We start from the raw sequence: 15,612 nt of genomic DNA on the forward strand, positions 1-15,612 counted from the left end.
CAGACTGTCATCGAACCACGGGGTCCTTGTCGGGTGGGCCTTCGGGACGCTGCGGCTCGTCGTTGTGATGACCCGGCGATGGCGGCGTGAGCGGGTCCCCTTCGGGGTCGCGCGTCGGATCGGCGTTCGGGTCGGGAATCGGACTGGTGTGCATGGTGTGACCTCGTGGCGTTGTGGTCGATGCCGTCGATGCGGCCGATGTGGCCTATGCGGCAACGGCGGTGGACGCATGCGCGCTGCTCTCGCGGCAAGGTACGAAGCGTCCTGCTTACACTAGCGTAGGCGATGACCGCGAAGACTGCTGGCGTGATCGCCGGATGCAACGCTTCAACGGGGTTTGGCGCGGTTCGATACGGCTCAGTGTCCCGCCCGGCGGGCGCGCTGCCGGTCGACGGTCAGCCGCCAGTAGCGTTCCGCGGCGTACACGTCGTCGTAGCCGTGCGGCCCGAATGCGCGCAACTGGCTCTCATACGCGGACACGGCCTCGCGCTTGAGCAGCGCCTGGCGCTCGCGGTCGAGCGCGTGTTCCACAGCGGGGCTGGCGGGTGTCGCGACGATGCCGCGCCCGGCCAGATCGACGAGCCGCTGCTGGACGAGCCCCGGCATCGGACGATAGATCGCTTCCTCGTACGCAAACCATTCGAGGTGCGACATGCGCGGCAGAATCTCGCAACACGCTTCGAACACGCGGCCGTGATCGTCGTGAAAGAGGCCGAGCGGCATCAGCAGCGTGTTCGACGTCGAGCCATAGATCGCTTCCTCCAGCGCGGCGGCGAGCCTGGCGATCGACGGCGAATCGCCGTATTGCGCGTCGCGAAACGGCAGCCGCAGCGGGATGGCGTCGAGCACGGCGAGCGCGTTGTTATCTTCGAGCGTGCGTGCGTGAATCGATTCGTACGCGCTCGCGAAGCCTGCCTTCTGGTCCCATTCGGTGTGCATGTCCTGTGCGGGCGGCGCGGCGAACACGGTGCAGACGGCGGCATCGGGGTGCGCGGCGAGCAGCGCGCCGCAACCGAAGACGGCGTCGTCGAAATGCGGTGACACGATGAACAGACGCGGGCTGGTTTCGCTCATGAGATCCTGGGCAGGATGCGGGACGGGCGCCGGGCGGCGTGATGCACGTGAGGCACGCACCAGGTCGGCGCGCGCAACGTGGACAGCTTAGACCAACGATGCGATGCGTGCTCGCCGGTTTTTCGCGGTGCAGCAGCCCGCAAGCGCCGTGCCTGCAAGCGCATGATCTGGCGAGGTTTCCCGTATCGGCTCACCTCGATCGACGTCGCGCTCCCGGATGTTCTCACCGTGCGCGGCGGCGTGTTTCCGATTCAAGCGCGCCGATATGTCAAAGGTGTGAGCGCGAGGAGACTAGACGTTGCGCAGGTCTTCGGGCGTGTCGATATCGCTGAGCACGCCGGGGTCGTCGACTTCGATGCGCTTCACGGGATGCGTTGCGAAGAGGGCGCGCGCGCCGGTGTCGCCGTCGAGCGTGAGCAGCGCGTTGCGATGCTCGATACCGAAGCCGACGGGATGGCCGCGTTGTCCCTGATAGTAGGGCGCGACGATGGACGCGCCCTCGTCGACCGCGCGCGCGACGGTTTCGATGGTTGACGTGGCGATGCGGGGCATGTCGGCGAGCGCGACGATCCAGCCGTCGGCGTCCTCGCTCGCTTCGATGCCGGCGGCGAGGCTTGCGCCCATGCCGCGCTCGGCGTCGGCGGAAAAGATGACGTGACAGCCGGCGTCGTTGAGTACACGGGCGAGCATCTCCGAGCCGGGGCGCACGATTGCGATGACGTGCGGGACGACCAGCAGCAGACGATGGGCGGATTCGAACGCGACGGGGGTGCCGTCGGGCAGGCGGGCGAGGAGTTTATTGTGGATGCCTTCCGGGTCGAAGCGCGATCCGTAGCCGGCCGCGAGGAGCACGCCGGTGGCGAAGGAGGCGTATGCCATGGGTGGCACCAGAAGGTGGGGCTTGAAGGGGGATTGTGCGGTGCAACGGGGATGGGGGCAAGGTTTTTGTTTTTGGTTTTGGTTTTGCTTTTGCTTTTGCTTTTGGTTGAGGGACCTGCGGTGCTGAGATGCCGTTTGGGGTTTCGGCTTTTGCGCTGGCATGAGCCGTTCGTGGTTCGGTCGGTTTGGTTTGCTTGTGATTGCGCTGGCATCCGCGTGTTGCCTTCGTGCTTCAAGCGTCGCCCCTGTGCGGGGCGGCACCTACTTTTCTTTGCCGCCGCAAAGAAAAGTAGGCAAAAGAAAGCGGCTAACACCGCCAGTGCTAGTTTTCGCCTGAGGGCCCCCACAGGGTCTTACGCTTCACACGGCAACGTCTTTGCTCGCGTGCGTTGCCAACGCTTCGAATGAATGCCTCACCCACTTCAAACACCCGTACAAGAGCGAACGGCAGCGAATGGTATGTGCCGCCCAGGTGGCAAACTGTGTGTAGGTTGTCGCGTCGTATAGCTTGGCGCTCTTACAGGGTGGAACGCGTGCGGTATCGGTACGGAGTGAGGCGTGTGTGGCGCTACGGGGAGTGTCTGAATTTTTGTGTGCAAGGCAGATAAAAGCCTGCCATCTGGCAGGCTCATCAATTGCATTCTACAAATGATTCCTGGTGAAGCGATCCTCGTAGAGGATCGCGAACTGGTTCATCGCGGCTTTCCAGTCATGCGCGGCACGGCTCCAGTCAGCCGTGATATTGCGCAAGGCCAGCCATAGCAGTTTGGTCGCGGCCTCGTCCGTCGGGAAGTGCCCACGCGTCTTGACGATCTTGCGTAGCCGGGCATTGACACTTTCGATGGCATTGGTCGTGTAGATCACCTTGCGAACCGCTGGCGGAAACGCGAAGAAGGGGATCACGCGATCCCAGGCCCGACGCCAGGCGGCCACCACCGTCGGGAATTTCTGGCCCCACTCACCCTGTTCGAACGCGTCCAGTTCGGTCTGCGCAGCTTCAGCGCCCGTTGCCGAATAGATCGGTTTGAGGGCAGCAGCCAGCCCCCGCCGGTCTTTCCAGCTCGCGTAGTCCAGCGAGTTGCGGATCAGATGCACGATGCACGTCTGGAGCGTGGTGGCCGGAAACACCGCGCCCAGTGCTTCAGGCATGCCCTTCAGTCCATCGGTGACCGCGATCAGGATGTCCTGCACGCCACGCACCTTCAGGTCGCTGAATACCTTCATCCAGAACTTCGCGCCTTCCGTGTTCTCGATCCACAGCCCCAGGATGTCCCGTGTGCCGTCCGGCAGGATGCCCAGCGCCAGATAGATCGCCTTGTTGCGCACCATCCCTTCCTCGCGGATCTTGACGCGTAGCGCGTCAAAGAACACTACCGGGTACATCGGCTCGAGCGGACGCGCCTGCCAGATACTCACCTCGTCCATCACGGCATCGGTCACCGAACTGATGAATTCCGGCGATACATCGGTACCGTACTGCTCGGCCAGAAACCCCTGGATCTCGCGCACTGTCATGCCACGGGCGTACATCGCGATGATCTTGTCGTCAAAGCCGGTAAAACGCCGTTCGTGCTTCGGAATCAGGATCGGCGCAAAGCTGCCGTCGCGGTCACGGGGAATCTCCAGGCGTAGCGGACCGTCGTCGGTCAGCACTGTCTTGCCGCTCTTGCCGTTGCGCTGGTTGGTCGCATCTTCTGGCCGCACGGCACCCGCCGGATAGCCCAGATGGTGTCCAAGTTCGGCGCCCAGCGCCCGCTCGATCAGCGCCTTCTTGAACGCCGCCGAAGCGGCATGCACCGCTTCGGCCGTCATCGGCCCCTTCACGAACTGGTCGATTAGTTCCTTCGGAATGGACGGCAACGCTGTCTGCGCTTCGGTGGTCGTCTTGGGTTTGCGTGGCATACATGCTCCTTGAGCTACATGTTATGCCTTGAACACAAAATCTATGACAGCCCCCGCTACGGCCTACACACAGTTTGCCACCTGGGCGGCAGTGGACTATCTGGCATGGCATGCGGCGACGCGGGGACATGAAGCGGGTGATGCGCACTGCAAGAGCGCTGGCAACGAACTTGAATCGAGAAGTTGCCGCGTGAAGTAAGGGACCGGTTGGGGGCCCTCAGGCAGGAAGAAATGTTGGCGGTGTGAGCCGCTTTCTTTTGCCTACTTTTCTTTGCGGCGGCAAAGAAAAGTAGGTGCCGCCCCGCACAGGGGCGACGCTTGAAGCTAGATAACAAATCGCGGATGCCCGCGCAAACACGAGCAAACCAAACCGGCCGCGCCACGAAGTGAAAGCGCGAATGCCAGCGGAAGTGCAAACCCTCACCAGCGTCGCAGACAAAAACCAAAACCAAAAAACCAAAAACCTCACTCCGACCCAAGATAAAAAAACCGAAACAAAAACACAGCAGCAATAATCCAGACAACGAGTTTCACCTGCCGCGCGCGCCCGGTAAGCAACTTAAGCCCAGCATAAGAAATAAACCCAAACGCCACCCCATTCGCGATGGAATAGGTGAACGGCATCATCAGAGCGGTAAGTGCAGCAGGCACGACTTCAGTAGCATCATCCCATGGCAGATCAGCCATCTCACGCAGCATGAGACACGACACGTAAAGCAAGGCCGGCGCCGTGGCATAACCCGGCACAACCCCCGCCAGCGGCGCAAAGAACAGCGCCAGCAAAAACAGCACAGCAACGGTAATCGCGGTAACACCCGTGCGCCCACCCGCCTGCACACCCGAAGCGCTTTCGATATAAGCCGTCGTCGACGACGTACCCAGCAGCGACCCGGCGAGGATCGCCGTACTATCCGCAAGCAGCGCGCGGTTCAAGCGATGCATCTTGCCATGCACAAGCAACCCTGCGCGATTCGCGACACCCATCAGCGTGCCCGTCGCATCGAACAGTTCAACGAGAAAGAACACCAGAATCACATTCAGCACGCCCGTCGACAACGCAGCCTTCACGTCGAGCTGGAACAGCGTCGGCGAAATCGACGGCGGCACGGACACGATGCCGTGAAACTGGTTGCCGCCAAAGAAGAAGCTCAAAATCGTCACGCCGACAATACCGATCAAAATCGCCCCGCGCACGCGCAAAACATCCAGCATGACGATCGCGAAGAAGCCGATGATCGCCAGCACCACATGCGGATCGTGCAGGTTGCCGAGCGTGACCAGCGTCGCCGGACTGCCCGTCACGATGCCCGCCGCCTTCAACGAGATGATCGCGAGAAAGAGACCAATGCCCCCCGTGATCGCGACGCGAATCGAATGCGGAATGCCGTTGACGATCACCTCGCGCACGCGGAACAGCGTGACGATCAGGAACAGGCAGCCGGAGATAAAGACCGCGCCAAGTGCGGCCTGCCACGTGAAGCCCATCCCCTTGACGACCGTGTACGCGAAGTACGCATTCAGGCCCATGCCCGGCGCGCACGCAATCGGGTAGTTCGCGTAAAAGCCCATGATGAGCGAGGCGAGCGCCGCGACAAGGCAGGTCGCCACGAACACCGAGTCTTTGGGCATGCCCGCATCGCCGAGAATCGCCGGATTGACGAAGATGATGTAGGCCATTGTGAGGAAGGTGGTGACGCCTGCCAGAACTTCCACGCGCAGGGTCGTGCCCGCTTCGTCAAAGCCGAAATACCGTTTTACGGAGTCCATGAGCCGAGTCTCTCGTCGTTTGAAATGTCGTTGGTCACTGCTTGTCGTGCTGCCTGTCTCTGCCTGCTTCCGCGCGTCTTCTACCGCGCGATGACGCCCCGTTCCGCATGGCGACGCAGGCGGGCTTCTCCGCCGCATCGGCCATCATGACGCCACGGGCGGATTTAATCACGATTGGTCACTAAATACCGCATTTGCCGCGCGCGCGTGGAGCCCATGCAACACTCGGGACGCGTACACCGTGCGTCGCGGCAACCGGCGGCGCCCAGATGCGTTTTGCTGGCGAAGGGGCGTGATGATACCTGACGCGGCGCATCAGGCTGGATTACGAGGGGAGCGGAAAGGAAGGAATCGCAGTGAATACGGCCTTGCGTAATGTCATGACAAAGGCCGCGCGCGAAGTCGCGTTGAACGTTTCAACGGACAATGCAATGCGAGACGCGCGTCGAATGAGCGCGTCACGCGTCCATCGATATTACTGTTGCGTGCCTTGAGCCTGAGCGCGGCGCTGCGCGACGACGCGGCCTGCGGCGATCGCATTGGCCGGGTAGTTGATCCAGTCGAGCGGATCGTAGCCCGCCTTGCGCCATTCGACGAGATCCGCTTTCACTTCGGCGCGGGTCTTGGGTGTGTTCTGATCATAGACGCGCGACGTCTGCGCAAATGCGGACGATACGGCTGCTACGCCGATAAGCGCGCCCAGAACCATACGAGGAATCAGCTTCATGGCAAGGGCCTGAAAAGTTAGGATGACCCTTTTATTCTAGGTTCTGCATTCGCAATGAGTAAGGCCCGTAACTGAAATGAACCATTGCTCAGTTTGCATCTATGGCCGCGCTCGAGGCGTGGTTCATGCATGCCTCAAGCGCTTTCGCATTCGAACGTTTGAGCGGGATTCGCACGGACAGACCGTCGCCTAGCCCATATGCTGAGAAGGCTTGCCTATCCGATCGATCACGGCCGTCAACAGGTCGACGGGTAACGGAAACACGATGGTCGAATTCTTGTCGGCGGCAATGGTTGTCAGTGTCTGCAAATACCGCAACGTCATCGCCTGCGGCTGTTGCGCAAGCATCTGTGCCGCCTGCAGCAATTTCTCCGACGCCTGCAACTCGCCTTCGGCATGAATGATCTTTGCGCGGCGTTCGCGCTCGGCTTCCGCCTGACGCGCAATCGCGCGGATCATCGTCTCGTTGATATCGACATGCTTGATCTCGACATTCGATACCTTGATACCCCACGCATCCGTTTGCGCATCGAGCACGCGCTGGATGTCGGTATTGAGCTGCTCGCGCTCGGACAGCAATTCGTCGAGTTCATGCTTGCCGAGCACCGCGCGCAAGGTGGTCTGCGACAGCTGACTGGTCGCTTCGAAGTAGCGCGCGACCTGAATCACCGCGCGTTCCGGATCGACGACGCGAAAGTACACGACGGCATTGACCTTGACGGACACGTTGTCGCGCGTGATCACGTCCTGCGGCGGCACGTCGAACACGACGGTGCGCAGATCCATCCGCACCACCTGCTGCACGACGGGAATGATCAGCACGAGACCCGGTCCCTTGACCTTCCAGAAGCGGCCGAGCATGAACACCACGCCGCGCTCGTACTCGCGAAACACGCGCACCGCCGAAGCGACCAGCACGATCGCCAGAATGATCAGGATGCTGCCGAAGCCGAAAGTGAAACCGATCATGTGTGTTCTCCCTCTTGTGATGGATTGCTTGCGGGAACCACGGTAAGCATCAGGCCGCGCCGCGCCGTCACGCGCACGGCGTGGCCCGCCGCGAGCGGCGAAGTGCTGCGCACGCGCCAGCGTTCGCCATGCACGCGCGCCCAGCCGACGCGGTCAGGCTCGCCGTGCAGAAGACTGTCTTGCGGGCTGTCCCGCGAGCCGTCGGCGCGCGCTTGCGCCGTATCGGCGACGAGGCCGTCGTCCAGCACCACGCCCATGCTGCCGATCATCGCCTCGGCGCCCGTCACCACGGGCCGCCGCCGCGAACGCAGCACCATCCCCGACACGCCGAAGATAAACAGCACGCTGAATACGATGACGGCGGCGATCATCGGCAGCGGCACGCCGTAGCCGGGCACGTCGGTATCGATCAGCATCAGCGCGCCGATTGCGAACGCGACGATGCCGCCGAAACCCAGCGTGCCGAAGGTCGGCAGGAAGGCTTCGGCGATCAGAAACGCCAGGCCGAGGAAGATCAGACCGAGACCCACGTAGTTGACGGGCAGCAATTGCAGCGCGAACAGACCCAGCAGCAGGCTGATCGCACCCGCCACGCCGGGCAGCACGAAGCCGGGATTCGCGAACTCGAAGAACAGGCCATACATGCCGATCATCAGCAAGATCAAGGCCACGTTCGGATCGGTGATGACGGCGAGGAAGCGGCTGCGCCAGTCCGCCTCGAGCGTCACGACGGGCGCGTGCGCCGTCGTCAGATGCTTCGCGCCGGCGGCTGTGTCGTACGTGCGGCCGTCGAGCTGCCTGAGCAGGTCGGGAATATCGCGGGCAATCAGGTCGACGACCTTCTGCTCGAGCGCGTCGCGTGCCGACAGGCTCACCGCCTCGCGCACCGCGCGCTCGGCCCAGTCGACGTTGCGGCCGCGCAGTTGCGCGAGGCCGCGTATATAAGCCTGCGCGTCCTGAAGCTGCTTGCGCAGTTCCGTCGATTGACTGTCTAGCGGGAGAGCGCCGGATGCGGCGTTGTCCTTCTGGGCCGGGCCGGACGCAGGCGTCGCGCCTGGCAACGCGGGCGGCTGGCCGGGTTTCGGCGCATCCTGGCCGCCGATGCCCAGCTGCACGGGCGACGCCGCGCCGAGATTGGTGCCCGGCGCCATCGCCGCGATGTGGCTTGCATAAGTGATATAGGTGCCTGCGCTCGCGGCGCGCGCGCCGCCTGGCGCGATATACGTCGCGACGGGGATGGGCGACGCGAGAATCGCCTTGATGATCTGCCGCATCGACGTGTCGAGCCCGCCCGGCGTGTCGAGCTGCAGGACGGCGAGCTGGGCGTGATCGTCGGCGGCGCGGGCGAGGCCGCGCACGATGAAATCGGCGGTGGCGGGGCTGATCGCGCCTGCGACGGGAATCACCACCACGCTGCCGGGCGCAACGGAGGATGGCGCGGCGTGGGCGGAAGGCACAAACGCTGCCGCGGCGCAGAATGCCAGAACGAGCAGCAACCCGCGCTGCAACAGCCTTCCCGCCGCGCCGGGGATGACGCGCGGAGCGCAAGCCCATGCGGCACGGGGCGCGGCGGCCATGAAAGCGCCACGCGCGCGGCGCGGCGTGCGTCGCGAACCCGCTTGCCGGATCGGTAGAAGCCGGTACGTTCCCATCGTCGACGGCCGGTGCGCCGCGCTGCGACGGATCACGTTCGCAGGGCGGCGCGCCAGGCCTGAAAAGAGCTGGCCTGTCTTAAGCTTAGTCGGATTCCGCGCGTTCCGCCCGGCGGGAGATACCCGCGCCCGCCGTGGGCGCGCCTGCCGTATGCGCGTTCACCGCCCGATAATCCGCCGGCCGCATTCCCGTCCACTTGCGAAACGCCCGGTGAAACGCGCTCGGCTCCGCAAACCCGAGCGCCGCCGCGATGTCGGCGACCGACTGGCCGCCGCGCTGCAACTGCGAAATCGCGATGTCGCGCCGCAAGTCGTCCTTGATCGACTGGTACGTATAGCCTTCCTGCTTCAGATGACGCCGCATGGTCGCCTCGGCGACGTGCAGGCGCTGCGCCATTTCGTCGGAGCCGGGCCAGGCGGACATCGGTAGCGCGCGCAGCGTCTTGCGCACCCGCGCCGCGAGCGAGCCGGGATTGCGGTACTTGATGATGAAGCTCGCGGGCGCGTCGCGCAGAAAAGGCTTGATGGACCTCGTGGTCTGCACGATGGGCAGTTCCAGAAAGTCCGGCGCGAGATCGACATACGACTCGCTTTGCCCGAACGACAGGTCATCGCAGAACATCAGCCGGTACTCGTGCGCGGCGGGCGGCTCGGCGCAGCTGAAGCGCGCCTCGATCAGCGGGATGCGCCGCCCGACGAGCCAGCATACGAGTCCGTAGACAAGGATGAAGTACGTTGCGTAAGCAAACATGGCCGGTTGCGGCGCGCCGTCGCGATGCGCGAATGCGAGGCGCACGCGGTCGTCGCGCATGACGATCTGCGCGCGCATGTCGTCGAGCACGAGGCGCATGAAGTTGACGGCGCGCGTGAGCGCCTGGCCGCCGTTGCGCGCCGTCAGCGCCATCTGCGTCATGGCGATGAAGCTGCCGCTTTTCATCGCGTGGGTATCTTGGCCGAAGAACTCGTCGTCGAGCGTTCTTGCGATGTTGGCCCACAGCGCGCCGTATTGCGCCGGCGTCACGCGGCTCTTCGGGCTCGCGAGCACCTGCGGCGCGATGCCCGCCGCCTCGACGATCGGCTGCACGTCGACGCCGCGCGCGCGGGCGAGCGCCAGCGTTTCTTCGACGAGACTCACTGAGATCGTGCCTCTTTCGGTTTTCATCCGGTCCAGGTTCCTCGCGCAGCCCGGAAGTGGGCGTTTCATGAATTCTGGCAAATGCGCTCACGTGAATTGCCGCGAGCGCTTGCCGGAACCGCCATTCTGCCGTATCGGCGCCACGCACGAAATCCGGTTATGGCAAATGCGCTCACGAAAATTGAGCGGACGCGGCATCGAATCCCGCTTTCGCGCCGCCTAAACTGGGTTTCAACAGACGCGCCATGTGTGCAGTGCAGCAGGCGCGCAGAGACAAACGGAGCGAGACACATGGACGAGTTCTATACCGACGAGCAGCGGATGATCCGCGACGCGGCGCGCGACTTCTCGGTCGAACGCCTCGCGCCGAACGCGGCGCAGTGGGACCGCGACGGCAAGTTGCCGGCGGAAGTCGTCGGGCAGATGGGCGAGCTGGGCTTTCTCGGCATGATCGTGCCGCCCGAATGGGGCGGCTCGTACACCGACTACATCGCGTATGCGCTCGCGCTCGAAGAGATCGCCGCCGGCTGCGCCGCGTGCGCGACGCTGATGAGCGTTCACAACTCGGTCGGCTGCGGGCCGATCCTCAACTTTGGCACCGACGCCCAAAAGGACCGCTATCTCGCTGATCTCGCGACGGGCAAGCGCATCGGCGCGTTCTGCCTGACCGAGCCGCATGCGGGCAGCGAAGCGAACAACATCCGCACGCGCGCCGTGTTGCGCGACGGCCAGTGGATCATCAACGGCAGCAAGCAGTTCGTGACGAACGGCGCGCGCGCCAGCATCGCGATCGTATTCGCCGTCACCGATCCCGACGCCGGCAAGCGAGGCATCTCGGCCTTTATCGTGCCGACGGATACGCCGGGGTTCAACGTTGGACGTCCCGAAAGCAAGCTCGGCATTCGCGCGTCGGATACCTGCCCGATTTCGCTCGACGATTGCGCCGTGCCCGAAGCGAATCTGCTCGGCGCGCCGGGCGAGGGCTTGCGCATCGCGCTGTCTAATCTGGAAGGCGGACGCATCGGCATCGCGGCGCAGGCGATCGGCATTGCGCGCGCGGCCTTCGATGCGGCACGCGCGTATGCGAACGAGCGCGTCCAGTTCGGCAAGGCGTTGAAGGAGCATCAGACCATCGCCAATATGCTCGCCGACATGGCGACGCGCCTGAACGCCGCGCGCCTGCTCGTGCATCACGCGGCGCGGCTGCGCAGCGCGGGGCGGCCGTGTCTGTCGGAGGCATCGCAGGCGAAGCTGTATGCGTCAGAGATGGCTGAAGAGATTTGCTCGAAGGCGATTCAGATTCACGGCGGCTATGGGTATCTGGAGGACTACGCCGTCGAGCGGCATTATCGCGATGCACGCATTACGCAAATCTACGAAGGCACGAGCGAAGTACAAAGAATGGTTATCGCGCGGCACGTTTGAGCGCAGAATAATCCGCCAATAGAGCGCACCCGCGCCGGGCGCAAACGCGCCATCAATGGAGACGACGATGACGGCAGCCCAAGGCTTTTTCGACGCGCGCGACCTGTTGTTGCGCCATCGCACCGACTATGAGCGCGCATACAGCGAGTTCAGATGGCCGGAACTCGGGGAGTTCAACTGGGCGCTCGATTATTTCGACGTCGTCGCGAGAGGGAACGACAATCCGGCGCTGTGGATCGTCGATGATCCGGCGCAAGAAGGGCTGAAGCTCTCGTATGCGCAGATGTCGGAGCGCTCGTCGCGGATGGCGAATTTTCTGCGCGGACTGGGCGTGGGACGCGGCGACCGGCTGCTGTTGATGCTGCCGAACCGCGTCGAGTTGTGGGACGTGATGCTCGCGGCGATGAAGCTCGGCGCGATCGTGCTGCCCGCCACGACGCAACTGTCGCCGGACGACGTGCGCGACCGCGTGCAGATCGGCGGCGCGAATTTCGTGGTGGTCGATAGCGCGGAGACGGGCAAGTTCGACGCGCTCGATACGCCGTTGAAGCGGATCTCGGTTGGCGCGCCGCGCGAAGGCTGGACGGATATCGCAGCCGCGTACGCATCATCGCCGACCTTCACGCCGGACGGCGCCACGCGCGCCACCGATCCCATGCTGCTGTACTTCACGTCGGGCACGACGTCGAAGCCGAAACTGGTCGAGCACACACACCAAAGCTATCCCGTCGGCCATCTGTCGACGATGTACTGGATCGGCCTGCAACCGGGCGATATCCACTGGAACATCAGTTCGCCCGGCTGGGCGAAGCACGCGTGGAGTTGCTTCTTCGCGCCGTGGAACGCGCAGGCGTGCGTGTTCGTCTACAACTTCGCGCGCTTCGTGCCGAAAGAAACGCTCGACGTGCTGGTGCGCTACAACGTCACGACGCTGTGCGCGCCGCCCACTGTGTGGCGCATGCTCGTGCAGGAGCCGCTCGCGTCGTATCCCGTGAAGCTTCGCGAGATCGTCGGCGCGGGCGAGCCGCTGAACCCGGAGATCATCGAACGCGTGCGGCATGCCTGGAACATCGTGATTCGCGACGGCTACGGGCAGACGGAAACCACCTGCCAGATCGGCAACCCGCCGGGGCAGCCTGTCGTGCCGGGTTCGATGGGGCGTCCGTTGCCGGGCTACCGCGTCGAACTCGTCGATCCGGACGATCATCCTGTGACGGAAGGCGAAATTGCGCTACCACTTGGCTCACGTCCGCTCGGCCTGATGACGGGCTACGCGAACAACGCAAAGGCCACCGAACACGCAATGCGCAACGGCTACTACCACACGTCCGACGTGGCGATGCGGCGCGACGATGGTTATCTCGTGTACGTGGGCCGCTCGGACGACGTGTTCAAGTCGTCCGATTACCGGCTGAGTCCATTCGAACTCGAGAGCGTGCTGATCGAGCACGAGGCGATTGCCGAAGCGGCCGTGGTGCCGAGCAACGATCCGCTGCGTTTGTCGGTGCCGAAGGCATTCGTGACTGTTCGGCATGGATTCGAAGCGGGTCCCGAACTCGCGCGCGACGTATTCCGCTTTTCGCGCGAAAAGCTCGCGCCGTACAAGCGCATTCGCCGCCTGCAATTCAGCGATCTGCCGAAGACGATCTCCGGCAAGATTCGCCGCGTCGAACTCAGGCGGCGTGAACTGGAGCGCACGGCAGAGCCGGCGCGCCTGCAGGATGAGTACTGGGAAGAGGATTTCCCCGAGCTTCGCAATGGGAACGGAAACTGAGCCCGAACTGAACGACAGTCGAGCCACCGATATCTACTTCAGGAGACATGCAGAATGAGCGCAATTCCTTCGACTCTGGCTGACCGCAAGGTCGACACGGTCAAGCTGTTGATCAACGGTGAATTTGTCGAGTCGAGCGCGACCGAGTGGCGCGACATCGTGAATCCGGCGACGCAGGAAGTGCTGGCGCGCGTGCCGTTCGCGACGAAAGCGGAAGTGGACGCGGCGATCCGTTCCGCGCATGCCGCGTTTGCGACGTGGAAGAACACGCCGATTGGCGCGCGCATGCGGATCATGCTGAAGTACCAGGCGTTGATTCGCGAGCACATGCCGCGCATTGCGAAGACGTTGACGGCGGAGCAGGGCAAGACGTTGCCCGATGCCGAAGGCGACATTTTCCGTGGCCTCGAAGTGGTCGAGCATGCGTGTTCGATTGGCACGCTGCAGCAGGGCGAGTTCGCGGAGAACGTGGCGGGGAGTGTCGACACGTACACGCTGCGCCAGCCGATTGGCGTATGCGCGGGCATTACGCCGTTCAACTTCCCGGCGATGATTCCGCTGTGGATGTTCCCGATGGCGATCGTATGCGGCAACACATTCGTGCTGAAGCCATCGGAGCAGGACCCGCTATCGACGATGCAACTGGTTGAGTTGGCTATCGAAGCGGGCGTGCCGAAGGGTGTGTTGAACGTGGTGCATGGCGGGAAGGAAGTTGTCGATGGCTTGTGTACGCATGAGCTGGTGAAGGCGATTTCGTTTGTCGGATCGACGGCGGTGGGTACGCATGTGTACAACCTGGGCAGCCAGCACGGCAAGCGTGTGCAATCGATGATGGGCGCGAAGAATCACGCTGTCGTGTTGCCTGATGCGAACCGCGAGCAGACGCTGAATGCGCTGGTGGGTGCCGGTTTTGGCGCGGCGGGGCAGCGGTGTATGGCGACGTCGGTGGTGGTGCTGGTGGGGGCGTCGAAGGAGTGGTTACCCGAGCTTGTCGCGAAGGCGAAGACGTTGAAGGTGAATGCCGGTCATGAGGCTGGCACGGATATTGGGCCTGTGGTTTCGCGTGCTGCGAAGGAGCGTGTTCTTGGTCTGATCGACGCGGGCGTGAAGGAGGGTGCAACGCTTGCGCTGGATGGGCGGGGTGTTGGTGTGCCTGGCTACGAGGCGGGTAATTTCATCGGGCCGACGGTCTTTAGTGATGTTTCGGTTGAGATGGATGTCTATAAGACGGAGATCTTTGGGCCTGTGTTGTGTGTGATGACCGTGCCGACGCTGGATGATGCGATCGCGCTCGTGAATAGCAATCCAATGGGCAATGGTGTGGGGCTCTTTACGCAGAGCGGCGCGGCGGCGCGCAAGTTCCAGAGCGAGATCGATGTTGGGCAGGTTGGGATCAATATTCCTATTCCCGTGCCGGTGCCGTTTTTTAGTTTTACTGGGTCTCGTGGGTCGAAGCTTGGGGATCTTGGGCCTTACGGCAAGCAGGTTGTGCAGTTTTATACGCAGACTAAGACTGTCACCGCGAGATGGTTTGATGACGCCACTGTCAGTGATGGTGTGAATACGACCATTAGCCTTCGATAAGGGTTTTTGTTTGTCTGCGACGCTGGGTGGTTTGCTTGTTTTTGGTGTTGGCATCCGCGATGCGTTAGCGTGCTTCACGCGTCGCCCCTGTGTGGGGCGGCACCTACTTTTCTTTGCCGCCGCAAAGAAAAGTAGGTAAAAGAAAGCGGCTCACACCGCCAGTGCTAGTTATTGCCTGAGGGCCCCCAACCGGTCTTACGCTTCACACGGTAATCACGTGACCCACGTTCGTTGCCAACGCTTTGAATAAACGCCTCACCCGCTTCAACTGCCCGCATAACTGCAAACGGCAGCGAACGGTTAGTGCCGCCCAGGTGGCAAACTGTGTGTAGGTTGTCGCGGCTTATAGCTCGGCTCTCTTACATGGTGGAACGCGTGTGCTATCGGTCCGGAGTGAGGTGTGTGGAGTACTACGGCCTACACACAGTTTGCCACCTGGGCGGCGGTGGAATATCTGGCATGGCATGCGGCGACGTGGGTGCGTGAAGCGGGTGAGGCGCAGCGCAAGAGCGCTGGCAACAAAGATGAGTCACGTGATTGCCGTGTGAAGTGTAAGACCCTTTGGGGGCCCTCAGGCAAGAAGAAATGTTGGCGGTGTGAGCCGCTTTCTTTTGCCTACTTTTCTTTGCGGCGGCAAAGAAAAGTAGGTGCCGCCCCGCACAGGGGCGACGCGTGAAGCAAGCTAACGAATTGCGGATGCCAGCGCAGAAAGCAAAACACCGCG

The 15,612-nt window shown here is 62.9% G+C and carries 12 protein-coding genes; 3 read left to right on the forward strand and 9 right to left on the reverse strand.

Features of this window, described 5'->3' with window-relative positions:
- Nucleotides 1–7 precede the first annotated feature (7 nt).
- The 9 genes from C2L65_RS46175 to C2L65_RS20420 all read right to left on the reverse strand — a co-directional run bounded on the left by C2L65_RS46175 (nucleotide 8) and on the right by C2L65_RS20420 (nucleotide 10,132).
- A complete protein-coding gene (locus C2L65_RS46175) occupies nucleotides 8–154 on the reverse strand; it encodes a hypothetical protein (protein ID WP_007744312.1) in 147 nt (48 codons plus the stop codon).
- 203 nt (nucleotides 155–357) lie between these two features.
- Entirely contained in the window at nucleotides 358–1,074 is a 717-nt protein-coding gene (locus C2L65_RS20385; protein WP_042311094.1) for a PIG-L family deacetylase, read from the reverse strand.
- 291 nt (nucleotides 1,075–1,365) lie between these two features.
- On the reverse strand, nucleotides 1,366–1,953 hold the full coding sequence (locus C2L65_RS20390) for a nucleotidyltransferase family protein (RefSeq protein WP_042311092.1): 588 nt from the start codon (nucleotides 1,951–1,953) through the stop codon (nucleotides 1,366–1,368).
- Nucleotides 1,954–2,595: 642 nt separating this feature from the next.
- Complete coding sequence (locus C2L65_RS20395; protein ID WP_103254559.1) at nucleotides 2,596–3,855, reverse strand: IS256 family transposase; 1,260 nt, start codon at nucleotides 3,853–3,855, stop codon at nucleotides 2,596–2,598.
- Between the two features lie 465 nt (nucleotides 3,856–4,320).
- Complete coding sequence (locus C2L65_RS20400) at nucleotides 4,321–5,622, reverse strand: NCS2 family permease (protein WP_007746087.1); 1,302 nt, start codon at nucleotides 5,620–5,622, stop codon at nucleotides 4,321–4,323.
- Nucleotides 5,623–6,097: 475 nt separating this feature from the next.
- Entirely contained in the window at nucleotides 6,098–6,349 is a 252-nt protein-coding gene (locus tag C2L65_RS20405; RefSeq protein ID WP_036001118.1) for a DUF4148 domain-containing protein, read from the reverse strand.
- A 189-nt stretch (nucleotides 6,350–6,538) separates the two neighbouring features.
- Nucleotides 6,539–7,318 (reverse strand): slipin family protein, encoded by a 780-nt coding sequence (locus C2L65_RS20410; protein WP_042316257.1) that lies wholly within the window; start codon nucleotides 7,316–7,318, stop codon nucleotides 6,539–6,541.
- Nucleotides 7,315–8,970 (reverse strand): NfeD family protein, encoded by a 1,656-nt coding sequence (locus C2L65_RS20415; protein ID WP_103254593.1) that lies wholly within the window; start codon nucleotides 8,968–8,970, stop codon nucleotides 7,315–7,317. The genes C2L65_RS20410 and C2L65_RS20415 overlap by 4 nt, the downstream gene beginning before the upstream one ends.
- A gap of 85 nt (nucleotides 8,971–9,055) precedes the next feature.
- Nucleotides 9,056–10,132 (reverse strand): AraC family transcriptional regulator, encoded by a 1,077-nt coding sequence (locus C2L65_RS20420; RefSeq protein WP_042316258.1) that lies wholly within the window; start codon nucleotides 10,130–10,132, stop codon nucleotides 9,056–9,058.
- Between the two features lie 264 nt (nucleotides 10,133–10,396).
- On the opposite strand from C2L65_RS20420, the gene C2L65_RS20425 reads away from it, so the two are divergent.
- The 3 genes from C2L65_RS20425 (at nucleotide 10,397) to C2L65_RS20435 (ending at nucleotide 14,888) form a co-directional block, all read left to right on the forward strand.
- A complete protein-coding gene (locus C2L65_RS20425) occupies nucleotides 10,397–11,530 on the forward strand; it encodes an acyl-CoA dehydrogenase family protein (RefSeq protein ID WP_042316259.1) in 1,134 nt (377 codons plus the stop codon).
- A gap of 67 nt (nucleotides 11,531–11,597) precedes the next feature.
- A complete protein-coding gene (locus C2L65_RS20430; protein ID WP_042316260.1) occupies nucleotides 11,598–13,304 on the forward strand; it encodes an AMP-binding protein in 1,707 nt (568 codons plus the stop codon).
- A gap of 54 nt (nucleotides 13,305–13,358) precedes the next feature.
- Complete coding sequence (locus tag C2L65_RS20435) at nucleotides 13,359–14,888, forward strand: CoA-acylating methylmalonate-semialdehyde dehydrogenase (protein ID WP_042316262.1); 1,530 nt, start codon at nucleotides 13,359–13,361, stop codon at nucleotides 14,886–14,888.
- Nucleotides 14,889–15,612: the final 724 nt, after the last annotated feature.

This window comes from Paraburkholderia terrae, from assembly GCF_002902925.1.
GTDB lineage: Bacteria > Pseudomonadota > Gammaproteobacteria > Burkholderiales > Burkholderiaceae > Paraburkholderia > Paraburkholderia terrae.

Excerpts from the sequence above, each read along its gene's own strand:
- C2L65_RS46175 (WP_007744312.1), bottom strand. The coding sequence starts at position 154 with ATGCACACCAGTCCGATTCCCGACCCGAACGCCGATCCGACGCGCGAC.
- C2L65_RS20385 (WP_042311094.1), bottom strand. The coding sequence starts at position 1,074 with ATGAGCGAAACCAGCCCGCGTCTGTTCATCGTGTCACCGCATTTCGAC.
- C2L65_RS20390 (WP_042311092.1), bottom strand. The coding sequence starts at position 1,953 with ATGGCATACGCCTCCTTCGCCACCGGCGTGCTCCTCGCGGCCGGCTAC.
- C2L65_RS20395 (WP_103254559.1), bottom strand. The coding sequence starts at position 3,855 with ATGCCACGCAAACCCAAGACGACCACCGAAGCGCAGACAGCGTTGCCG.
- C2L65_RS20400 (WP_007746087.1), bottom strand. The coding sequence starts at position 5,622 with ATGGACTCCGTAAAACGGTATTTCGGCTTTGACGAAGCGGGCACGACC.
- C2L65_RS20405 (WP_036001118.1), bottom strand. The coding sequence starts at position 6,349 with ATGAAGCTGATTCCTCGTATGGTTCTGGGCGCGCTTATCGGCGTAGCA.
- C2L65_RS20410 (WP_042316257.1), bottom strand. The coding sequence starts at position 7,318 with ATGATCGGTTTCACTTTCGGCTTCGGCAGCATCCTGATCATTCTGGCG.
- C2L65_RS20415 (WP_103254593.1), bottom strand. The coding sequence starts at position 8,970 with ATGGGAACGTACCGGCTTCTACCGATCCGGCAAGCGGGTTCGCGACGC.
- C2L65_RS20420 (WP_042316258.1), bottom strand. The coding sequence starts at position 10,132 with ATGAAAACCGAAAGAGGCACGATCTCAGTGAGTCTCGTCGAAGAAACG.
- C2L65_RS20425 (WP_042316259.1), top strand. The coding sequence starts at position 10,397 with ATGGACGAGTTCTATACCGACGAGCAGCGGATGATCCGCGACGCGGCG.
- C2L65_RS20430 (WP_042316260.1), top strand. The coding sequence starts at position 11,598 with ATGACGGCAGCCCAAGGCTTTTTCGACGCGCGCGACCTGTTGTTGCGC.
- C2L65_RS20435 (WP_042316262.1), top strand. The coding sequence starts at position 13,359 with ATGAGCGCAATTCCTTCGACTCTGGCTGACCGCAAGGTCGACACGGTC.